Here is a 14,026-nt window from a genome sequence, read left to right on the forward strand (position 1 = left end):
GTTCGGCCACCATGAATGAGCAGAGGGCAATGGAGCCGGACGCCGACGGCTACACCAAAGCGCTGTCCAAGCGTCAAGTGCAGATGATCGCCATCGGTGGCGCCATCGGCGTCGGACTGTTCCTCGGGGCCGGCGGGAGACTCGCCGAAGCCGGTCCCGCCCTCATTTTCGCCTACGCCGCGTGCGGTATCGCGGCGTTCTTCGTGATGCGCGCGCTGGGCGAGTTGATCCTGCACCGGCCCACCGCCGGCAGTTTCGTGGAATACGCCCGCGAGTTCATCGGCCCGTGGGCCGGATTCACCTCCGGCTGGATGTACTGGGTGAACTGGGCGATGACCGGAATCGCCGAGATCACCGCCGTCGCCATCTACGTGCACCGCTGGCTGCCCGACCTCCCGCAGTGGGTGACCGCGCTGATCGCGCTCGGCGTGCTGGTCGGGATCAACCTGGTGTCGGTCAAGCTGTTCGGCGAGCTGGAGTTCTGGTTCAGCGTCATCAAGGTCACCGCGCTGGTCGTCTTCCTGTTCACCGGCGCGGCCCTGGTGATCGGCAGCGCCGACATCGCCGGCCACGAGGCGGGCGTGCACAACCTGTTCGACAACGGCGGCATGTTCCCGGCCGGTGTCGGCATCGCCCTGATGACCCTGCAGGCCGTGATCTTCGCCTACTCCGCGGTCGAGCTGGTCGGCATCGCGGCGGGGGAGACCGCCAACCCGCGCGAGATCATGCCCAAGGCCATCAACGGCGTCGTCTACCGCATCGGCATCTTCTACGTCGGCTCCGTGCTCCTGCTCGCGATGCTCCTGCCGTGGAACGTCTACAGCGGCGCGGAAAGCCCGTTCGTCACCGTGTTCTCCGCCCTCGGGATCCCGGCGGTCGGCGACATCATGAACGCCGTGGTGCTCACCGCCGCGCTCTCGTCGTGCAACTCGGGCCTGTACTCCACCGGCCGCATCCTGCGGTCGCTGGCGCAGAAGGGCGAGGCCCCCGCGTTCACCGGGCGGATGAACTCCCGGCACGTGCCCTACGGCGGCATCCTGTTCACGTCCGTCGCCTACCTGGCCGGCGTGGTGCTGAACTACGTCGTGCCCAAGGAGGCGTTCGACATCGCCATCGCGGTCGCGTCGCTCGGCGTCGTCGCGACCTGGGCCACGATCATCGTCAGCCAGCTCAAGCTGCGCCAGGCCGCCCTGCGCGGCGAGCTCGAACGCCCGACCTACCGGATGCCCGGCGCTCCTTACACCAACTACGGCACGCTCGCGTTCCTCGCGCTGCTCGTCGTGCTGATGGCGTTCGCCGGCACCCCCGAGCGGATCGCGTTCTGGTCCATCCCCGTGCTCGCCGCGGTGCTGTTCGTCGGCTGGCGCGCCATCCAGTCCCGCCGCCCGGCGGCCCACCAGCCGCCGGAGCGGGTCGCCGCCCGCGACTAGCGCCGCCACGTCCGGCCCGGACAGCACCCCGTCCGGGCCGGTCACCTAGGCTGGGGGCAGTTCAACGAGGAGGAAACCAGCCGTGTCCGTCGTCGGTGTCCTCGCCCTGCAGGGCGACGTCCATGAACATCTGGTCGCCCTCGCCGAGGCCGACGTGCTGGCCCGCCCGATCCGCCGCCCGGAGGAGTTGGCCGAGGTCGACGGCGTCGTGCTGCCCGGTGGCGAGTCGACCGCGATCAGCCGCCTGCTGGCGACGTTCGACCTGCTGGAGCCGCTGCGCGCCCGGATCAAGGAGGGAATGCCGACCTACGGTTCGTGTGCCGGCATGATCCTGCTCGCCGACCGGGTCCTCGACGGCCGGGCCGACCAGCACCAGCTGGGCGGGCTGGACATCGTCGTGCGGCGCAACGCGTTCGGCCGGCAGGTGGACTCCTTCGAGGCGGACCTCGACTTCACCGACGTGGGCGAGGTGCACGCGGTCTTCATCCGCGCCCCGTGGGTGGAAAACGTGGGAGAAGGTGTAGAAGTACTCGCCCGGGTTCCCGAATCCGCCGAGGCGGGAGCCGCCGCCGGTAGGATCGTCGCGGTTCGGCAGGGGCACGTGCTCGCCACCTCGTTCCACCCGGAACTGACCGGCGACGGGCGCGTGCACCGCCATTTCGTGGACATGGTCCGTGCCGCGGGCTGAGTATCAGACGGAGGAGAAATGAGCGGCCACTCAAAGTGGGCGACCACCAAGCACAAGAAGGCCGCAATCGACGCCAAACGCGGCAAGCTGTTCGCGCGGCTCATCAAGAACATCGAGGTAGCCGCCCGCACCGGCGGTAGCGACCCGGACGGCAACCCGACGCTGTACGACGCCATCCAGAAGGCCCGCAAGAACTCGGTGCCGCTGGACAACATCGAACGCGCCCGCAAGCGCGGCGGCGGCGAAGAGGCCGGCGGGGCCGACTGGCAGACCATCATGTACGAGGGCTACGGCCCGAACGGCGTAGCGGTCCTGGTGGAATGCCTCACCGACAACCGCAACCGCGCGGCCTCCGAGGTCCGCACCGCGATGACCCGCAACGGCGGCAGCATGGCGGACCCGGGCTCGGTCTCGTACATGTTCACCCGCAAGGGCGTCGTGATCGTCCCGAAGGGCGACCTGGCCGAGGACGACGTCCTGATGGCCGTCCTGGACGCGGGCGCCGAAGAGGTCAACGACCTGGGCGAGAGCTACGAGGTCGTCAGCGAGGCGGGCGACATGGTGGCGGTCCGCACGGCGTTGCAAGACGCGGGCTACGACTACGAGAGCGCGGAAGCCAACTTCCTCCCCTCCGTCACGGTGCAACTGGAAGCCGAGGGCGCCCGGAAGATCTTCAAGCTCATCGACGCCCTGGAAGACTGCGACGACGTGCAGAACGTCTTCGCGAACTTCGACGTCTCGGACGACGTAATGGCCGAGGTAGACGCCTAACGCGCGCCAGCGCACAATCCACCTGCCGCGTCGTGTCATCCCCGTATGGCCCGCGCGCCAGCGAACCGCGCTTGGCCAGGGGCTGCAAGCACGTTTTTCGCTTGCAGCCCCTGGCCAAGGGTGGTTGTCTCCGACCGGGCCATACGGCAATGCCGTTAAGTTAGTGCGGGTGAGCGGAGCTTGATGGTCGGTGTTCCGTCGTGCCTGATGCTGCGGTGTTCAGGTCGCTTGACGCGGTAGGAGTTGTGGCGTCCGCGTTTGACAACGCGAGCGCAGGTGCGGTTGCGACGTCTTCGTGTGCGTTTCCCAAGGATTTCCTCGAAGGTGTCGACAAGTGCTCGCCGGCGGTGGTCAGGGGGAAAAATCCGCCTGAGCGGTGACCTGGCGGCGGACGACGCGAAGAGCGCGGATGAAGGACAGTTCGTCGGGGTCGACATCGGCCTCATCGGCAGCCCGGCTCATCAGACTGCGGATGGCGTAATGAGTGAGCAGGAAAGCCCAGATCTCCTGACGGACCATGTCCGGCGATTTCGACCGCAGTATCCGGGCGCCACCGCGTTGATGCGTCTTGATCTCGTCGAAAACGGACTCGATCTCCCACCGCTGGTGATAGCACCAGGCCAGTTCGGCGGCAGTGGCCTCCGATGGTTCCGGAATAGTGGTGGCCAAGCAGACCACTTCGCCGGTACCGTTGCCCTCCCGGTCGGGTACTTCGTATTCCACAACCCGGACCCGGAATCCCTGCTCGGGGCCGACGGTCTTCCCTGCAGCGGCGTCGGCGATCACCTGCCGGCGTCGTCCGGCGCGGACCTGAGGGTTCAGCAGGATCGAGTCGTAGGAGCCGTCGGAAAGCCATTTCAACACGGGCAGCTCCACCCCGGAGCCGATCCTCCAGAGCAGGTCGACGCCAGTGTCGAGGAAATCCTCCCAGAGCGAGTAGCTGTAGAAGTTCCGATCGGCGGTGACCAGCATCCCGGCCCCGACCGAGCCGAGCAACGTCCGGGACAAGGCTTTCTCGTCACCGCGATAACCACTGATCACGGCATCGACGATCGCATGCGACCCGCATTCCGCCAACGCCACCACCAACGCCTGCGGGAACCCGCTCGCCTTGTGGCCGTTCCCGCTCTTGCCGAACTCCGCGACATTCTCCGGCGTGTCCTGGAGATCGAGCATGACACCGTCCACGGCCATGACCCGCCGCGACCTCAGCCACGCCCCACGGGCACCCGGCCCGGCGACCGGCACCGCTACCCGCTCGAACAACACGCGCAACGGCTCGGACCCGAGACGCTGCCGCGCCTGCGCCACCGCCGAGGTCGACGGAACATGCCATTCACCGCGCCACGACCCCATCGACTTCAACGAGCCGACGAGTTTCCGCATGACCTCTTCATAGTCGTCGTCGAAGAACAGGCACATCGCTTGACAGAACCGCACCATCACATGCGCTGGAAGCAGACGCGTCCGCTGCTCGCGTTTCCCGGTCTCGTCCAGGACCTCCTCGATCAAGTCCCGCGAAACCACCTCGGCCAGAACACCGAGCGAAACCCGGTCGACAAGCCGGACATCCTCGCCGACCGCAACCGACGCTTTCTTCTGCCCAGCACACGCCATACCGAATTCTACCGTAAGGACGCTAACTTAGCGGCATTGGGCCATACGGGGATGACACGACGCCCACCGCACTAGTCATCCTTGGTGGCTCGCCCGTCCGGCGAGGACTCTTTTAGCTTGTTTCCGCAGGCCAACCCACCCGCAAAGCCACCCAGGCGCGGCCACCGGCGGCGCGGCTGCCGGCTGCCGGCCGCCGGCCGCCGGCCGCCGGCCCCCGATCACCATTATCCCACGCACCACCGACAATTCAGCCGCTCACTCCCCGCCCACCACCTGGCTAACGGGCTGGAGCGCATCGAACCCTCACGCGGTCAACCGACTGCCGACCGCGCCCTCCGCGCATCGAGTTCGCCCGGTCAACCCACCGGCTGACCCGCGCCCTCCACCACACCGAGTCCTCACACGATGAACCGCGTATCCGGGTGGCACGGCGAGTTCCCGCCGAACAGTCGCCGATCCCGCCCCTTCAGGTGCAGGTCGAAGAACGCCGAGAAGTAGTCGTGCTGAGCGCGCAACGATCGTTCCGCGTCGATCGTCCCCACTGCTGCCGCCCGCTTCTCCGGCGAGTACCACCGGCTCAACTGCGGCACCACGGCCTGGAAATCGGTGAAGCTGCTGTGCGCCGAGCCGGTGAAGTGCAGGTCCCGCTTCCAGCCCCGCTGGTTGGACCAGAACTGGTTCCACGTCGGGTCGAACGACGTCTCCGTGTGGCTGTGCTCGACCTCGCGCCCCGTGGACGGGTCTACGAGATCCGCTCCCACCAGCATGAACGGGCGGTCCAGCCCGTGCTTCGTGACCTCGCCGGGCGTTCCGGTCCCGCCCACGCCCATCCCGCCGTCGAGGTTGAGCCCCGCGTCGATCCGGCGGTCGTGGTACATCGTCTCGCCCGACGCGAAGCCTCCGTACGAGTGCCCGTACATCCCGACCTTCGACAGGTCGAGGGCCCCCGCCAAGCCACGCGGCAACGGGTCACGTTCGGCGTCCGGGTTCCCACCCCGGTCCACCCGCTCCAACTCGTCCAGCACGAACCGCGCGTCCGAAACCCGCACGTCCAGCGCGGTCTTGAACGACGCCGGATCCGTCCCCACGCTCCCCGTGACGAACCGTCCGGCGGGGAACTCGACCATCGACGCCTCGTGCGTGTGGGCGATCGACACGACGACGTAGCCGTGGCTGGCCAGGTCGTCGGTCAGCGTCGCCGTCAGTTCCTTCGCACTGCCGAAACCGTGCGAGAACAGCACGACCGGCCACCCGCCCCGCGTCCGGTCCACCGCCGGCGAAACGCGCGCGTGACGTCGCGTCGCCGCCCAGTCGACCGCGCCCGCCGGCAGGTCGGGGATCGCACTCCCGAACCGCTGCGCGTACGCCGGTGACATCCACGCGGCACGCTCCCCGCCGCGCTGAGCCGGGTAGGTCACGCTGACCATCAACTCACGCTTGTCCTCCGGCCGCCACGGATCCTGCTGGGAGCCCACGAGGTGCAGGTCGGTCGTTCCGACTTGATATCTGCCGCTCAACGACGGCAGCCTGATCTTCGCTCCGGCGGCTTGGGCCGGGGCGGCCACCAGCGTCGTGGCCACGGCGAGCCCTACGGCCAGCACCAGTGTGCGCTTGCGCATGTGCAGTCCCTTCTTGTCCGACCACGCCATGCTGACAAAAACTTTCCGACACGTGCGTCAACCTGTCGGCTGAGCCGCACCACCTCCGAACGACAAGAAACCCCACGACCAAAGGGACTAGCGCCCCTCCCGCTTCTCTTCCCCTTCCCCACCCCTGCCTCACCCACTCCCGACCCCACCCCACCCCCCACTCCCACCTCGCGAAGCCTGACGACTGCACGCCAACATCACCCTGACCAGCCCAGGAGCAGCCCTCGACCGCGCACGGCCCCCCAGCCGCCGTCGACGCACGCCTCGCCACGTGCACAATGGCGGACGTGTCGAGTCCCGCGTTGAACCCACAGGAAGCGAACCTCCGAGACTGGCTGTTCGACCAAGCCGAACGCCACGGCCACGCCGTGGTGACCGTCCCGGCGGACGCCGAAGGCGCGCAGTACGCGTTCTCCGTGGGGGCCTGGCGCAGGTTCGGCGTGGCCGAAGCGGTGGTGATCGGCCTGCCGCCGGAGATGGCCGAGGTGCTGATCCGGATGTACGTCACCCGCGCCAGCCAGGGGGAGCGCTTCGTCCCCGGGAAGCTCTACCACGACTTCTTCGAGGGCGTCCCGATCACGTTCGAACGCGTCTTCAAGGGCTTCTACCCGGAGTTCTTCGGCAGCGCCTTCCTGCTCTACGGCAAGGGCGACTTCGCCGCCGTCCAGCTGATCATCCCGACCACCGACGGCCACTGGCCGTGGAACCCGAACGCCCCCGAGGGCTTCGCCGACTGGCAGCTGGTGCTCACCGAGAGCGGCCACCCCGAGAGCTGGACGCCGGGCCACAACGGCCCCTGACCTCCCCGTCGGCCGTCCCCGACCGCCACCACCACCTCGACCGGACGTGGCTCGCCCGTTCCCACGAGTTCAACCACGCGTGCCAGGCTGACCCCCGCGCCCAGCTGCCCAGCCCTGCCGGGCACCGTCCAGCACTGCCCAGCACCTGACCACCTCACGGTGCCGACGTCGATCTCCAGGTCCGTCCGGCACCCGTCGGGCCCCGCCGCACGCCTGCGGTCGGGGCCCGACGTCGTTGTCCGGCATGCGTTGTCAGCCGGCGGCCTCACGACACCGGACAACAACCAGGCGATATCACAGTCGGTGTGCGGCACGACCGGGGGAGATTACTCCGCACATCAGTAGGGGGCACGTCCCGCTCCGCGCAGTACGGGGAGCTCCGCGGAGCGGGACGCGCACTACCTCCACCCGACCCCGCCTACAGCACCGACAGCACCGACCGCACGGACAGCACCGACAGTCGAATCTGTATGAGCCGTCACGTTTACCCCAGCCCCCACGGGCGCACCAATAGCGTTATGCGCACTACCCGCACCGGAGAGCACCGCGCTCACCTGCACCGCGACGGCGAGAAGGTTCCGCCCAGACGCCTCACCACGTCAGGCACCCGCCCCGCCGAGACCGCCGCAGCGCCGTCTCCAGTGCCGCCCACTGCGCCTATCCAGACGCTTACCAACTCGCTTACCTGCGCGCCGCTCTCGGCACCGCCCCCAGCGCCGACGCCAGAGCCGACCAACGCGGCGTCACGGCGTCCGACCCAGCAGCGCGACCAGTCGATCCTGGTCCGACGCGTCGTCCGGCACCGGTACCGAGGGTCCGAAGATCCCGCTGCCCGCGAACTCCGCCAGGTGTTCCCGCGCGTACTCCAGCAACGTCCTCGCCAGGTCCGGATCGAGCCGTTCGTCGGCCCCGATCGCCCGTGCGAGGTCCCACGCGTGCACGCCCAGGTCCAGGGTCATCTGCCAGCCGTACTCGACCGACGTCGACCGGCCGCCGCTCAGGTGCACCGGCCGGATCAGGGCCTTGGGCGAGATCCACGCTTCCCGCGCCGCCGCCGCGGCCAGCACCCACGAGCGGACCGGGTCGTCGCCCAGTTGGTCTCCGTCGAACCGGTCGCCCACCTGTTCGACCGTGCAGCCGGCGAGCAGCTCGGGGGCCCACAGCTGTTCGTAGACCAGGTGGTTGACCAGGTCGTGGACCGACCACTCCTTGCAGGGTGTGCTCGATCCCCACTGGTCAGGGCGCACTTGGCGCACCCGGGAGTCGAACTCCGTCATCGCCTGTCCGTGTGCCTCGATCAGATCCACCACACGAGTGCACCAAAGGTTGACCCGGACCGCACCCCGAACGTGTGCTCCTGCCCACGGCTCCGCCCGTCGATTTCTTCCAGTACGGCCGTACGGCGTAACGTGATCCGGCACGCCGTGGGTGACATCGTTGACACCAGGAGGAACCTTTGAGCGCCACGAGCGCGGTTTCCGCTCCCCAGAAGGGCTTCTTCGGACATCCCCGAGGGCTGTCCACGCTCTTCTTCGCCGAACTGTGGGAGCGCTTCTCCTACTACGGCATGAAGGCGATCCTCGCCTACTACCTGTACCGCTCCACGGCGGAAGGCGCTCTGGGCCTGGACAAGAGCTTCGCGCTCTCCCTGGTCGCCATCTACGGCTCGGCGGTCTACATGTCCGGTGTCGCCGGCGGCTGGCTGGCCGACCGGGTCTTCGGCGGGCAGCGGTCGGTCTTCTACGGCGGCGTGCTGATCATGCTCGGCCACATCGCGCTCGCGCTGCCGATCGGCGTGACCGGCGTCTACCTGGGCCTGATCCTGATCGTGCTGGGCACCGGCCTGCTCAAGCCGAACATCTCCACGGTCGTCGGCGGCCTGTACGCGGCGGACGACCCGCGCCGCGACGCCGGCTTCACGATCTTCTACATGGGCATCAACCTCGGTGGCTTCATCGCGCCGCTGGTGTGCGGCACGCTCGGTGAGAAGGTGGACTGGCACCTGGGGTTCGGCGCGGCGGCCGTCGGCATGGCGCTCGGCCTGGTCGCCTACCGGTTCGGCCGGCGCAACCTGGGCGACTCGGCGGCGGTGCCGCCCAACCCGCTGCCGGTCGAGGACCGCGCCCGCGTGCTGACCCGCATCGCCGCGATCTCGCTCGGCCTGGTCGCCGTCGTCGTCGTGCTCGTGCTGACCGGCGTGCTCTCCGGCCAGGGCGTGATCTACCTGATCAGCGCGGTGTCCGTGGTGCTGCCCATCGGCTACTTCGTGGTGATGATGCGCAGCCCGAAGACCACCCCGGTGGAGCGCTCGCGGCTGACCGCCTACATCCCGCTGTTCATCGCGGCGGCCATGTTCTGGCTGCTGTTCGAGCAGAGCGCGACGGTGATCGCGGCGTTCGCGGACACCCGGCTGGACCGCACGTTCCTCGGCCTGGAGTTCCCGCCGTCGTTCATCCAGTCCATCAACCCGGTGATGATCATCCTGTTCGCGCCGCTGTTCGCGCTGCTCTGGGTGAAGCTGGGCAACCGCCAGCCGTCGACGCCGCGCAAGTTCGCGGTCTCGCTGGGGCTGGTCGGCGTGTCCTACGTGCTGATGATGATCGCCAGCTCGGGTGACCCGGCGGTGCGCGCGAACTTCCTCTGGATCATCGTCATGTACGCGGTGATGACCTGCGGCGAACTGCTGCTCTCCCCGGTGGGCCTGTCGGCGACCACGAAGCTCGCGCCGCGCGCGTTCGCCTCGCAGACCATGGGCCTGTGGTTCCTGGCGTCCGCCGCCGGCCAGGGTGTCGGCGCGATCGTCGTCCAGTTCTACAGCGACGAGAACGCCCAGGCGTACTTCGGTGTGCTCGGCGGCGTGGCCATCGCGCTCGGCGTGCTGCTCGCGTTGGGCACCAACAGCATCCGGAAGCTGATGCACGGGGTGAACTGAGCCCGATCAACCGGACTGGACCATCCAAGCCGACGCAAGCGCCAACCGACCACTGATCTGCGTTGTGCCCGATGGTCCCGCATTGTGCGGAGAAGCTGGTTCGGTTTCCCCCGGAAACCGAACACGATCCGCACTGGTGCGGATAACAGAAGCGCGGGCGACCCGCCGCGGCGGCGGTGCGGCGGGTCGGACCCGCGCGGTTTCCAGGATGCACCACATTCCTGTGGTTCAGCTGATGATTTCCACCATCGGGCGGTTTTCCGCCGCCCCGGTGCTGACCGGGAACCGCTCCGGACCCCGGATCACCCGCGACGGGCGACGCCGGACCCGGCCTGCCGCGCGCAGGTCCGGGAACCGGCGGAACAACCCGCGCAGTGCCGCCGCCCCTTCCATCCGGGCCAGGTTCGCGCCCAGGCAGTAGTGGATGCCCGCCGAGAACGCGAGGTGCTCGCGCCCGTCCGGCCGTCCGGGCCGGAACCGGTGCGGGTCGGCGAACACCGCCGGGTCGCGGTTCGCCCCGGCCAGCAGCAGCATGATCGGCGTGCCCCGGGGCACCGACGTGCCCGCCACCTCCGTCGTCTCGAACGGCGTGCGGACCGTGTACTGCACGGGCGGGTCCAGCCGCAGCGTCTCCTCCACGACGGCCTCCGCGCAGCCGGGGTCGTCCAGCAGGCGTTCCCGCACCTCGGGGTGGGCGAGCACGGCCAGCACGGCGTTGCCGATCAGGTTCACCGTCGTCTCGAACCCCGCCACCAGCAACAGCTCCGTGGTCGCGATCAGGTCTTCGCGGCGCAGGTCCTCGTTCGCGACCAGCCGGCTCACCACGTCGTCGCCGGGGTGCCGTCGGCGGTGGTCGATCAGGCCGTCCAGGAACTCCTCGAACTCGCGCAGGCCGTTGTGCAGCGCCCGCAGCTCCTTGAGGTCCCGCACCCCGTCGAGCGCGTTGACCAGCGCGCTGCCCCAGCGGGCGAACGCCGCGTGGTCCGCGTCCGGCACGCCGAGCAGGTCCGCGATCACCTGGATCGGGACCCGCGCGGCGAAGTCGCCGACCAGGTCGAACGTCGGCCGCCCGGCCACCTCGTCCAAGTACTCCTCGACCACCCGCTCCACGGTCGCCACCTGGTCGCGCAACCCGCGCGGCGTGAACCACGGCGACACCAGCCGCCGCAACCGGGTGTGGTCCGGCGGGTTGAGCATCAGGAACGAGTCCTCGACCGGGTTCACCAGCCGGCGCGGCCCGATGTGGGCGACGGAGTCGATCGGCGACAACTCGCCCGCAGCGAGCTGACCGAAGCCGGGGTCGCGCAACAGCGAGTCGCACAGCTCGTGCGACGCGGTGAGGTAGAGCCCCATTTTGCTCTTCACCACCGGGCCGCGTTCCCGGACGGATTCGTAGTCGGGGTAGGGATCCCGGGTGGGGCTCATCCCGAGCAACCGCGCCGCCGGGTCGCCGAGCAGGGCGTGCCCGCGGACGATGGTGCGACTCAGCAACAGCAGCGTTGCGTTCTTCAACACGGACGGCATGCCCCCACCGTGCCGCCGGCGGACGAAAGTCTCAAGGACAGAACTCCCTCCCACCCCCGCAACCTCCCACCCCCCGAATCGCACGCCGACGCAGACCCGGACTCAGAGCCGAACCGGCAGCGACGCCAACCGCCACGTCCCGGGATCGGGCGACCGCTCCAGCGGTCCCGCGAGCGCCAGCTCCGGGAACCGGCTGAGCAACGCCGACAGCGCCTCTTCGGTCTGCGCCCGCGCGAACGCCGCACCCAGGCAGAAGTGCGGCCCGAACGAGTAGCTCAAGTGGCCGCCCTCGGTCCGTGCGAGGTCCAGTCGTTCCGGGTCGGTGAACGCGCGGGGGTCGCGGTTGGCCGACACCAGCGCCGTGATCACCGGTTCGCCTTCTCGGATCACGACGTCACCGAACGCCACGTCCTGCTTCGCGTACCGCGGCGTGGCGAGCAGTTGCGGGCCGGTCAACCGGGTCAGCTCCTCCACCGCGCGGGACATGAGCGACGGGTCGGCGCGCAGTGCGGCCAGTTGCGCGGGGTGGGCGAGCAGGACCTCCACGGCGTTCGCGATCAGGTTCGTGGGTGTCTGGCCGGCCAGGACCAGGTGCCACACCAGCGTCACCAGTTCGGTCTCGGTCAGCCGCTCGGGCGTGCGCAGCAAGGTGGAGATCAGGTCGTCGCCGGGTTCGGCGGTGCAGCGCGCCACGGCGGCCCGTGCGCCCGCGACGACCTTCGGGATTACCTCGATGAACGCCGGCCCGAACCCGCCCGCCACGGCCGCGCCCCACTCCCTCCACTGTGGACGGTCGACCTCCGGGATGCCGACCAGTTCGCAGATCACCTCCATCGGCAGCGGCCGGGCGAACTCGGCCAGCAGGTCGACCTCGCCGGCCGGCAGCGCGTCGAGCAGGGCGTCCACGATTCGCCGCACCCGCGGCCGGAACTCCTCGGCGCGCCGGGCGGTGAACGCGGGCGCGGCGAGGCGGCGCAGCCGGGTGTGCTCCGGGCCGTCGAACTCGGACATGGTGCGCAGGTAGCGCAGGCAGTGCTCGGGGATCCCGGGCGGGCGCAGGAACGACTGCGAGTTGAGCTCGAACCGCGGGTCGTTCAGCACCGCCTTCGCGTCCTCGTGGCGGGTGACGACCCAGGGCGTGCCCAGGCCGGGGATGGTCATCCGGGCGAGCGGACCCGCCTCGCGGGCTTCGCCGTAGGCCGTGAACGGGTCGAACAGGACGGCGGGATCGGTGAGGTCGATCTCGGGAACAGTCATCGGAGACTCCAGATGTTCAGATCAGATGTTCTCATCATCTGAATGCGGACGTTATCGTGGATCACGGCGACGCGGCAAGGCACGTCCACTCGTCGGCACTCGGCAACAGCGGCGGGGAGGTCCACCGATGGCCCGCGTGAGCAGGGCGGAGACCCAGGAGCGCAACCGGGCGAAAGTGCTCGCGGCGGCTCGTGAGGAGTTCGCCGAGCGCGGGTTCCGGGACGCGAAGGTCGACGCGATCGCCGAACGGGTCGGCCTGACCAGGGGAGCGGTCTACTCGAACTTCCCGGGCAAGCGCGCGCTCTACTTCGCCGTGCTGGCCGACGCCGCCGAGCACGCCTTCCCACCCGGCGCCGTCCCCTACGCCGACCCCGGCCCCGACGGCGGCGCGTTCGCCCACCGCACTTCCCCCTCTTCCCACCTCCCGCACAACCCACCCGCACCCGGACTGCCCGCACCCGGACTACCCGCGATGGGACGGTCTTCGGTCGGGTTGGCGGCAGGCGGACCGAGGGCGGGGGTCGGGCTCCAAGCCGCGCTCGGCGCGTTCGCACTGGCCTGGGTGCGCCCCCTCGCCGACGACCGACTGGGCCGCGACCTCACGCCGGAACTGCTCGCCGAGGACGTCCGCCGCCCCTACGCGCAGCTGCTCAAGCTCGACGCGCTGTTGCTCAGCCTGGCCCTGGAACGCCTGCGTCCGACCGCACCCGGGCCGGGGGGCGCGCCCGCGCGCCGGGTCCGCCAAGCCGGGATCGTGCTCGGCGCGTTGCACGGTGCGAACCAGGTGGCCGCCACCGCGCCGGGCTTCCTCCAGCCCTATGACGTGGTCGTCGCGTGCGAACGCCTGGCCGGCCTCGACCTGGAGGACTGGTGGTCGACGCCGCCGTCCGGCCCGCCGATCCGCCCCGTCGAGGAGCCGTGGAACCCGCCGCCGGCCATCGACCTGGTGCGCGGCGAGCCGCTCGCGCACCGGGACGGCGTGGTCGCCGTGCTCGGGCTGAACCGGCTGGCGGCCGTCGAGGAGGCGGTGCGCCGCGGCGAGCCGACCACGGTCGTGCTGGCGACCAGCACCCCGCACGAACTCGGGCCGTTGGCCCGCCTGGTCGTGGCCCAGGTCTGCGGACCGCTCCGGCAGGCGTTCCCGGTCGGGACGTGGCCGGACCTGCGGGTGGTGTGCGACGAGTCGGGGGAGTTCGCGAAGTCCCTCGGCGTCCCGGCGGTCAGCGACGAGACCGAAACAGCGCTGCGCGTGCGCAACGGCCGACTCCTGCTGCGCGCCGACGGCTTCGCCGCCTGCCACGCCATCGCCGCCTCCGCGTAACGTCTCGCCTCCGCGTAACGTCTCGGCTGTGCGGTGG

At 69.6% G+C, this 14,026-nt stretch carries 11 protein-coding genes; 6 read left to right on the plus strand and 5 right to left on the minus strand.

The window, feature by feature from the left end:
• Positions 1-11: 11 nt before the first annotated feature.
• The 3 genes from BN6_RS14915 (at position 12) to BN6_RS14925 (ending at position 2,889) form a co-directional block, all read left to right on the plus strand.
• Complete coding sequence (locus tag BN6_RS14915) at positions 12-1,430, plus strand: amino acid permease (RefSeq protein WP_015100485.1); 1,419 nt, start codon at positions 12-14, stop codon at positions 1,428-1,430.
• Positions 1,431-1,512: 82 nt separating this feature from the next.
• Complete coding sequence (gene pdxT / locus BN6_RS14920; protein WP_015100486.1) at positions 1,513-2,118, plus strand: pyridoxal 5'-phosphate synthase glutaminase subunit PdxT; 606 nt, start codon at positions 1,513-1,515, stop codon at positions 2,116-2,118.
• An 18-nt stretch (positions 2,119-2,136) separates the two neighbouring features.
• On the plus strand, positions 2,137-2,889 hold the full coding sequence (locus BN6_RS14925) for a YebC/PmpR family DNA-binding transcriptional regulator (RefSeq protein WP_015100487.1): 753 nt from the start codon (positions 2,137-2,139) through the stop codon (positions 2,887-2,889).
• Between the two features lie 351 nt (positions 2,890-3,240).
• Here the strand turns inward: BN6_RS14925 and BN6_RS14930 are convergent, their stop codons facing one another.
• On the minus strand, positions 3,241-4,506 hold the full coding sequence (locus tag BN6_RS14930; protein WP_015100488.1) for an IS4 family transposase: 1,266 nt from the start codon (positions 4,504-4,506) through the stop codon (positions 3,241-3,243).
• Between the two features lie 398 nt (positions 4,507-4,904).
• Positions 4,905-6,125 carry an alpha/beta hydrolase family protein gene (locus tag BN6_RS14935; protein WP_041316835.1) on the minus strand — a complete coding sequence of 407 codons (1,221 nt, stop codon included), beginning with the start codon at positions 6,123-6,125 and terminating at the stop codon, positions 4,905-4,907.
• A gap of 308 nt (positions 6,126-6,433) precedes the next feature.
• Here BN6_RS14935 and BN6_RS14940 point away from each other — a divergent pair, with 308 nt between their 5' ends.
• A complete protein-coding gene (locus BN6_RS14940; RefSeq protein ID WP_015100490.1) occupies positions 6,434-6,955 on the plus strand; it encodes a DUF4262 domain-containing protein in 522 nt (173 codons plus the stop codon).
• 743 nt (positions 6,956-7,698) lie between these two features.
• On the opposite strand, the gene BN6_RS14945 is transcribed toward BN6_RS14940, so the two are convergent.
• A complete protein-coding gene (locus tag BN6_RS14945; protein WP_173430489.1) occupies positions 7,699-8,232 on the minus strand; it encodes a TIGR03086 family metal-binding protein in 534 nt (177 codons plus the stop codon).
• Between the two features lie 179 nt (positions 8,233-8,411).
• Between BN6_RS14945 and BN6_RS14950 the strand changes: the two genes are divergently transcribed.
• The gene (locus tag BN6_RS14950) at positions 8,412-9,887 is read left to right on the plus strand and encodes a peptide MFS transporter (RefSeq protein WP_015100492.1); all 1,476 of its coding nucleotides are present in this window, start codon (positions 8,412-8,414) and stop codon (positions 9,885-9,887) included.
• A 228-nt stretch (positions 9,888-10,115) separates the two neighbouring features.
• On the opposite strand, the gene BN6_RS14955 is transcribed toward BN6_RS14950, so the two are convergent.
• Together BN6_RS14955 and BN6_RS14960 are read right to left on the minus strand one after the other, a co-directional pair.
• Complete coding sequence (locus BN6_RS14955) at positions 10,116-11,411, minus strand: cytochrome P450 (RefSeq protein WP_051075575.1); 1,296 nt, start codon at positions 11,409-11,411, stop codon at positions 10,116-10,118.
• A 102-nt stretch (positions 11,412-11,513) separates the two neighbouring features.
• A complete protein-coding gene (locus tag BN6_RS14960; protein WP_015100494.1) occupies positions 11,514-12,668 on the minus strand; it encodes a cytochrome P450 family protein in 1,155 nt (384 codons plus the stop codon).
• A 127-nt stretch (positions 12,669-12,795) separates the two neighbouring features.
• Here BN6_RS14960 and BN6_RS14965 point away from each other — a divergent pair, with 127 nt between their 5' ends.
• Complete coding sequence (locus BN6_RS14965) at positions 12,796-13,989, plus strand: TetR/AcrR family transcriptional regulator (RefSeq protein ID WP_041312827.1); 1,194 nt, start codon at positions 12,796-12,798, stop codon at positions 13,987-13,989.
• The last annotated feature ends 37 nt before the right edge of the window (positions 13,990-14,026 follow it).

Source organism: Saccharothrix espanaensis DSM 44229 (genome assembly GCF_000328705.1).
GTDB classification, from domain to species: domain Bacteria; phylum Actinomycetota; class Actinomycetes; order Mycobacteriales; family Pseudonocardiaceae; genus Actinosynnema; species Actinosynnema espanaense.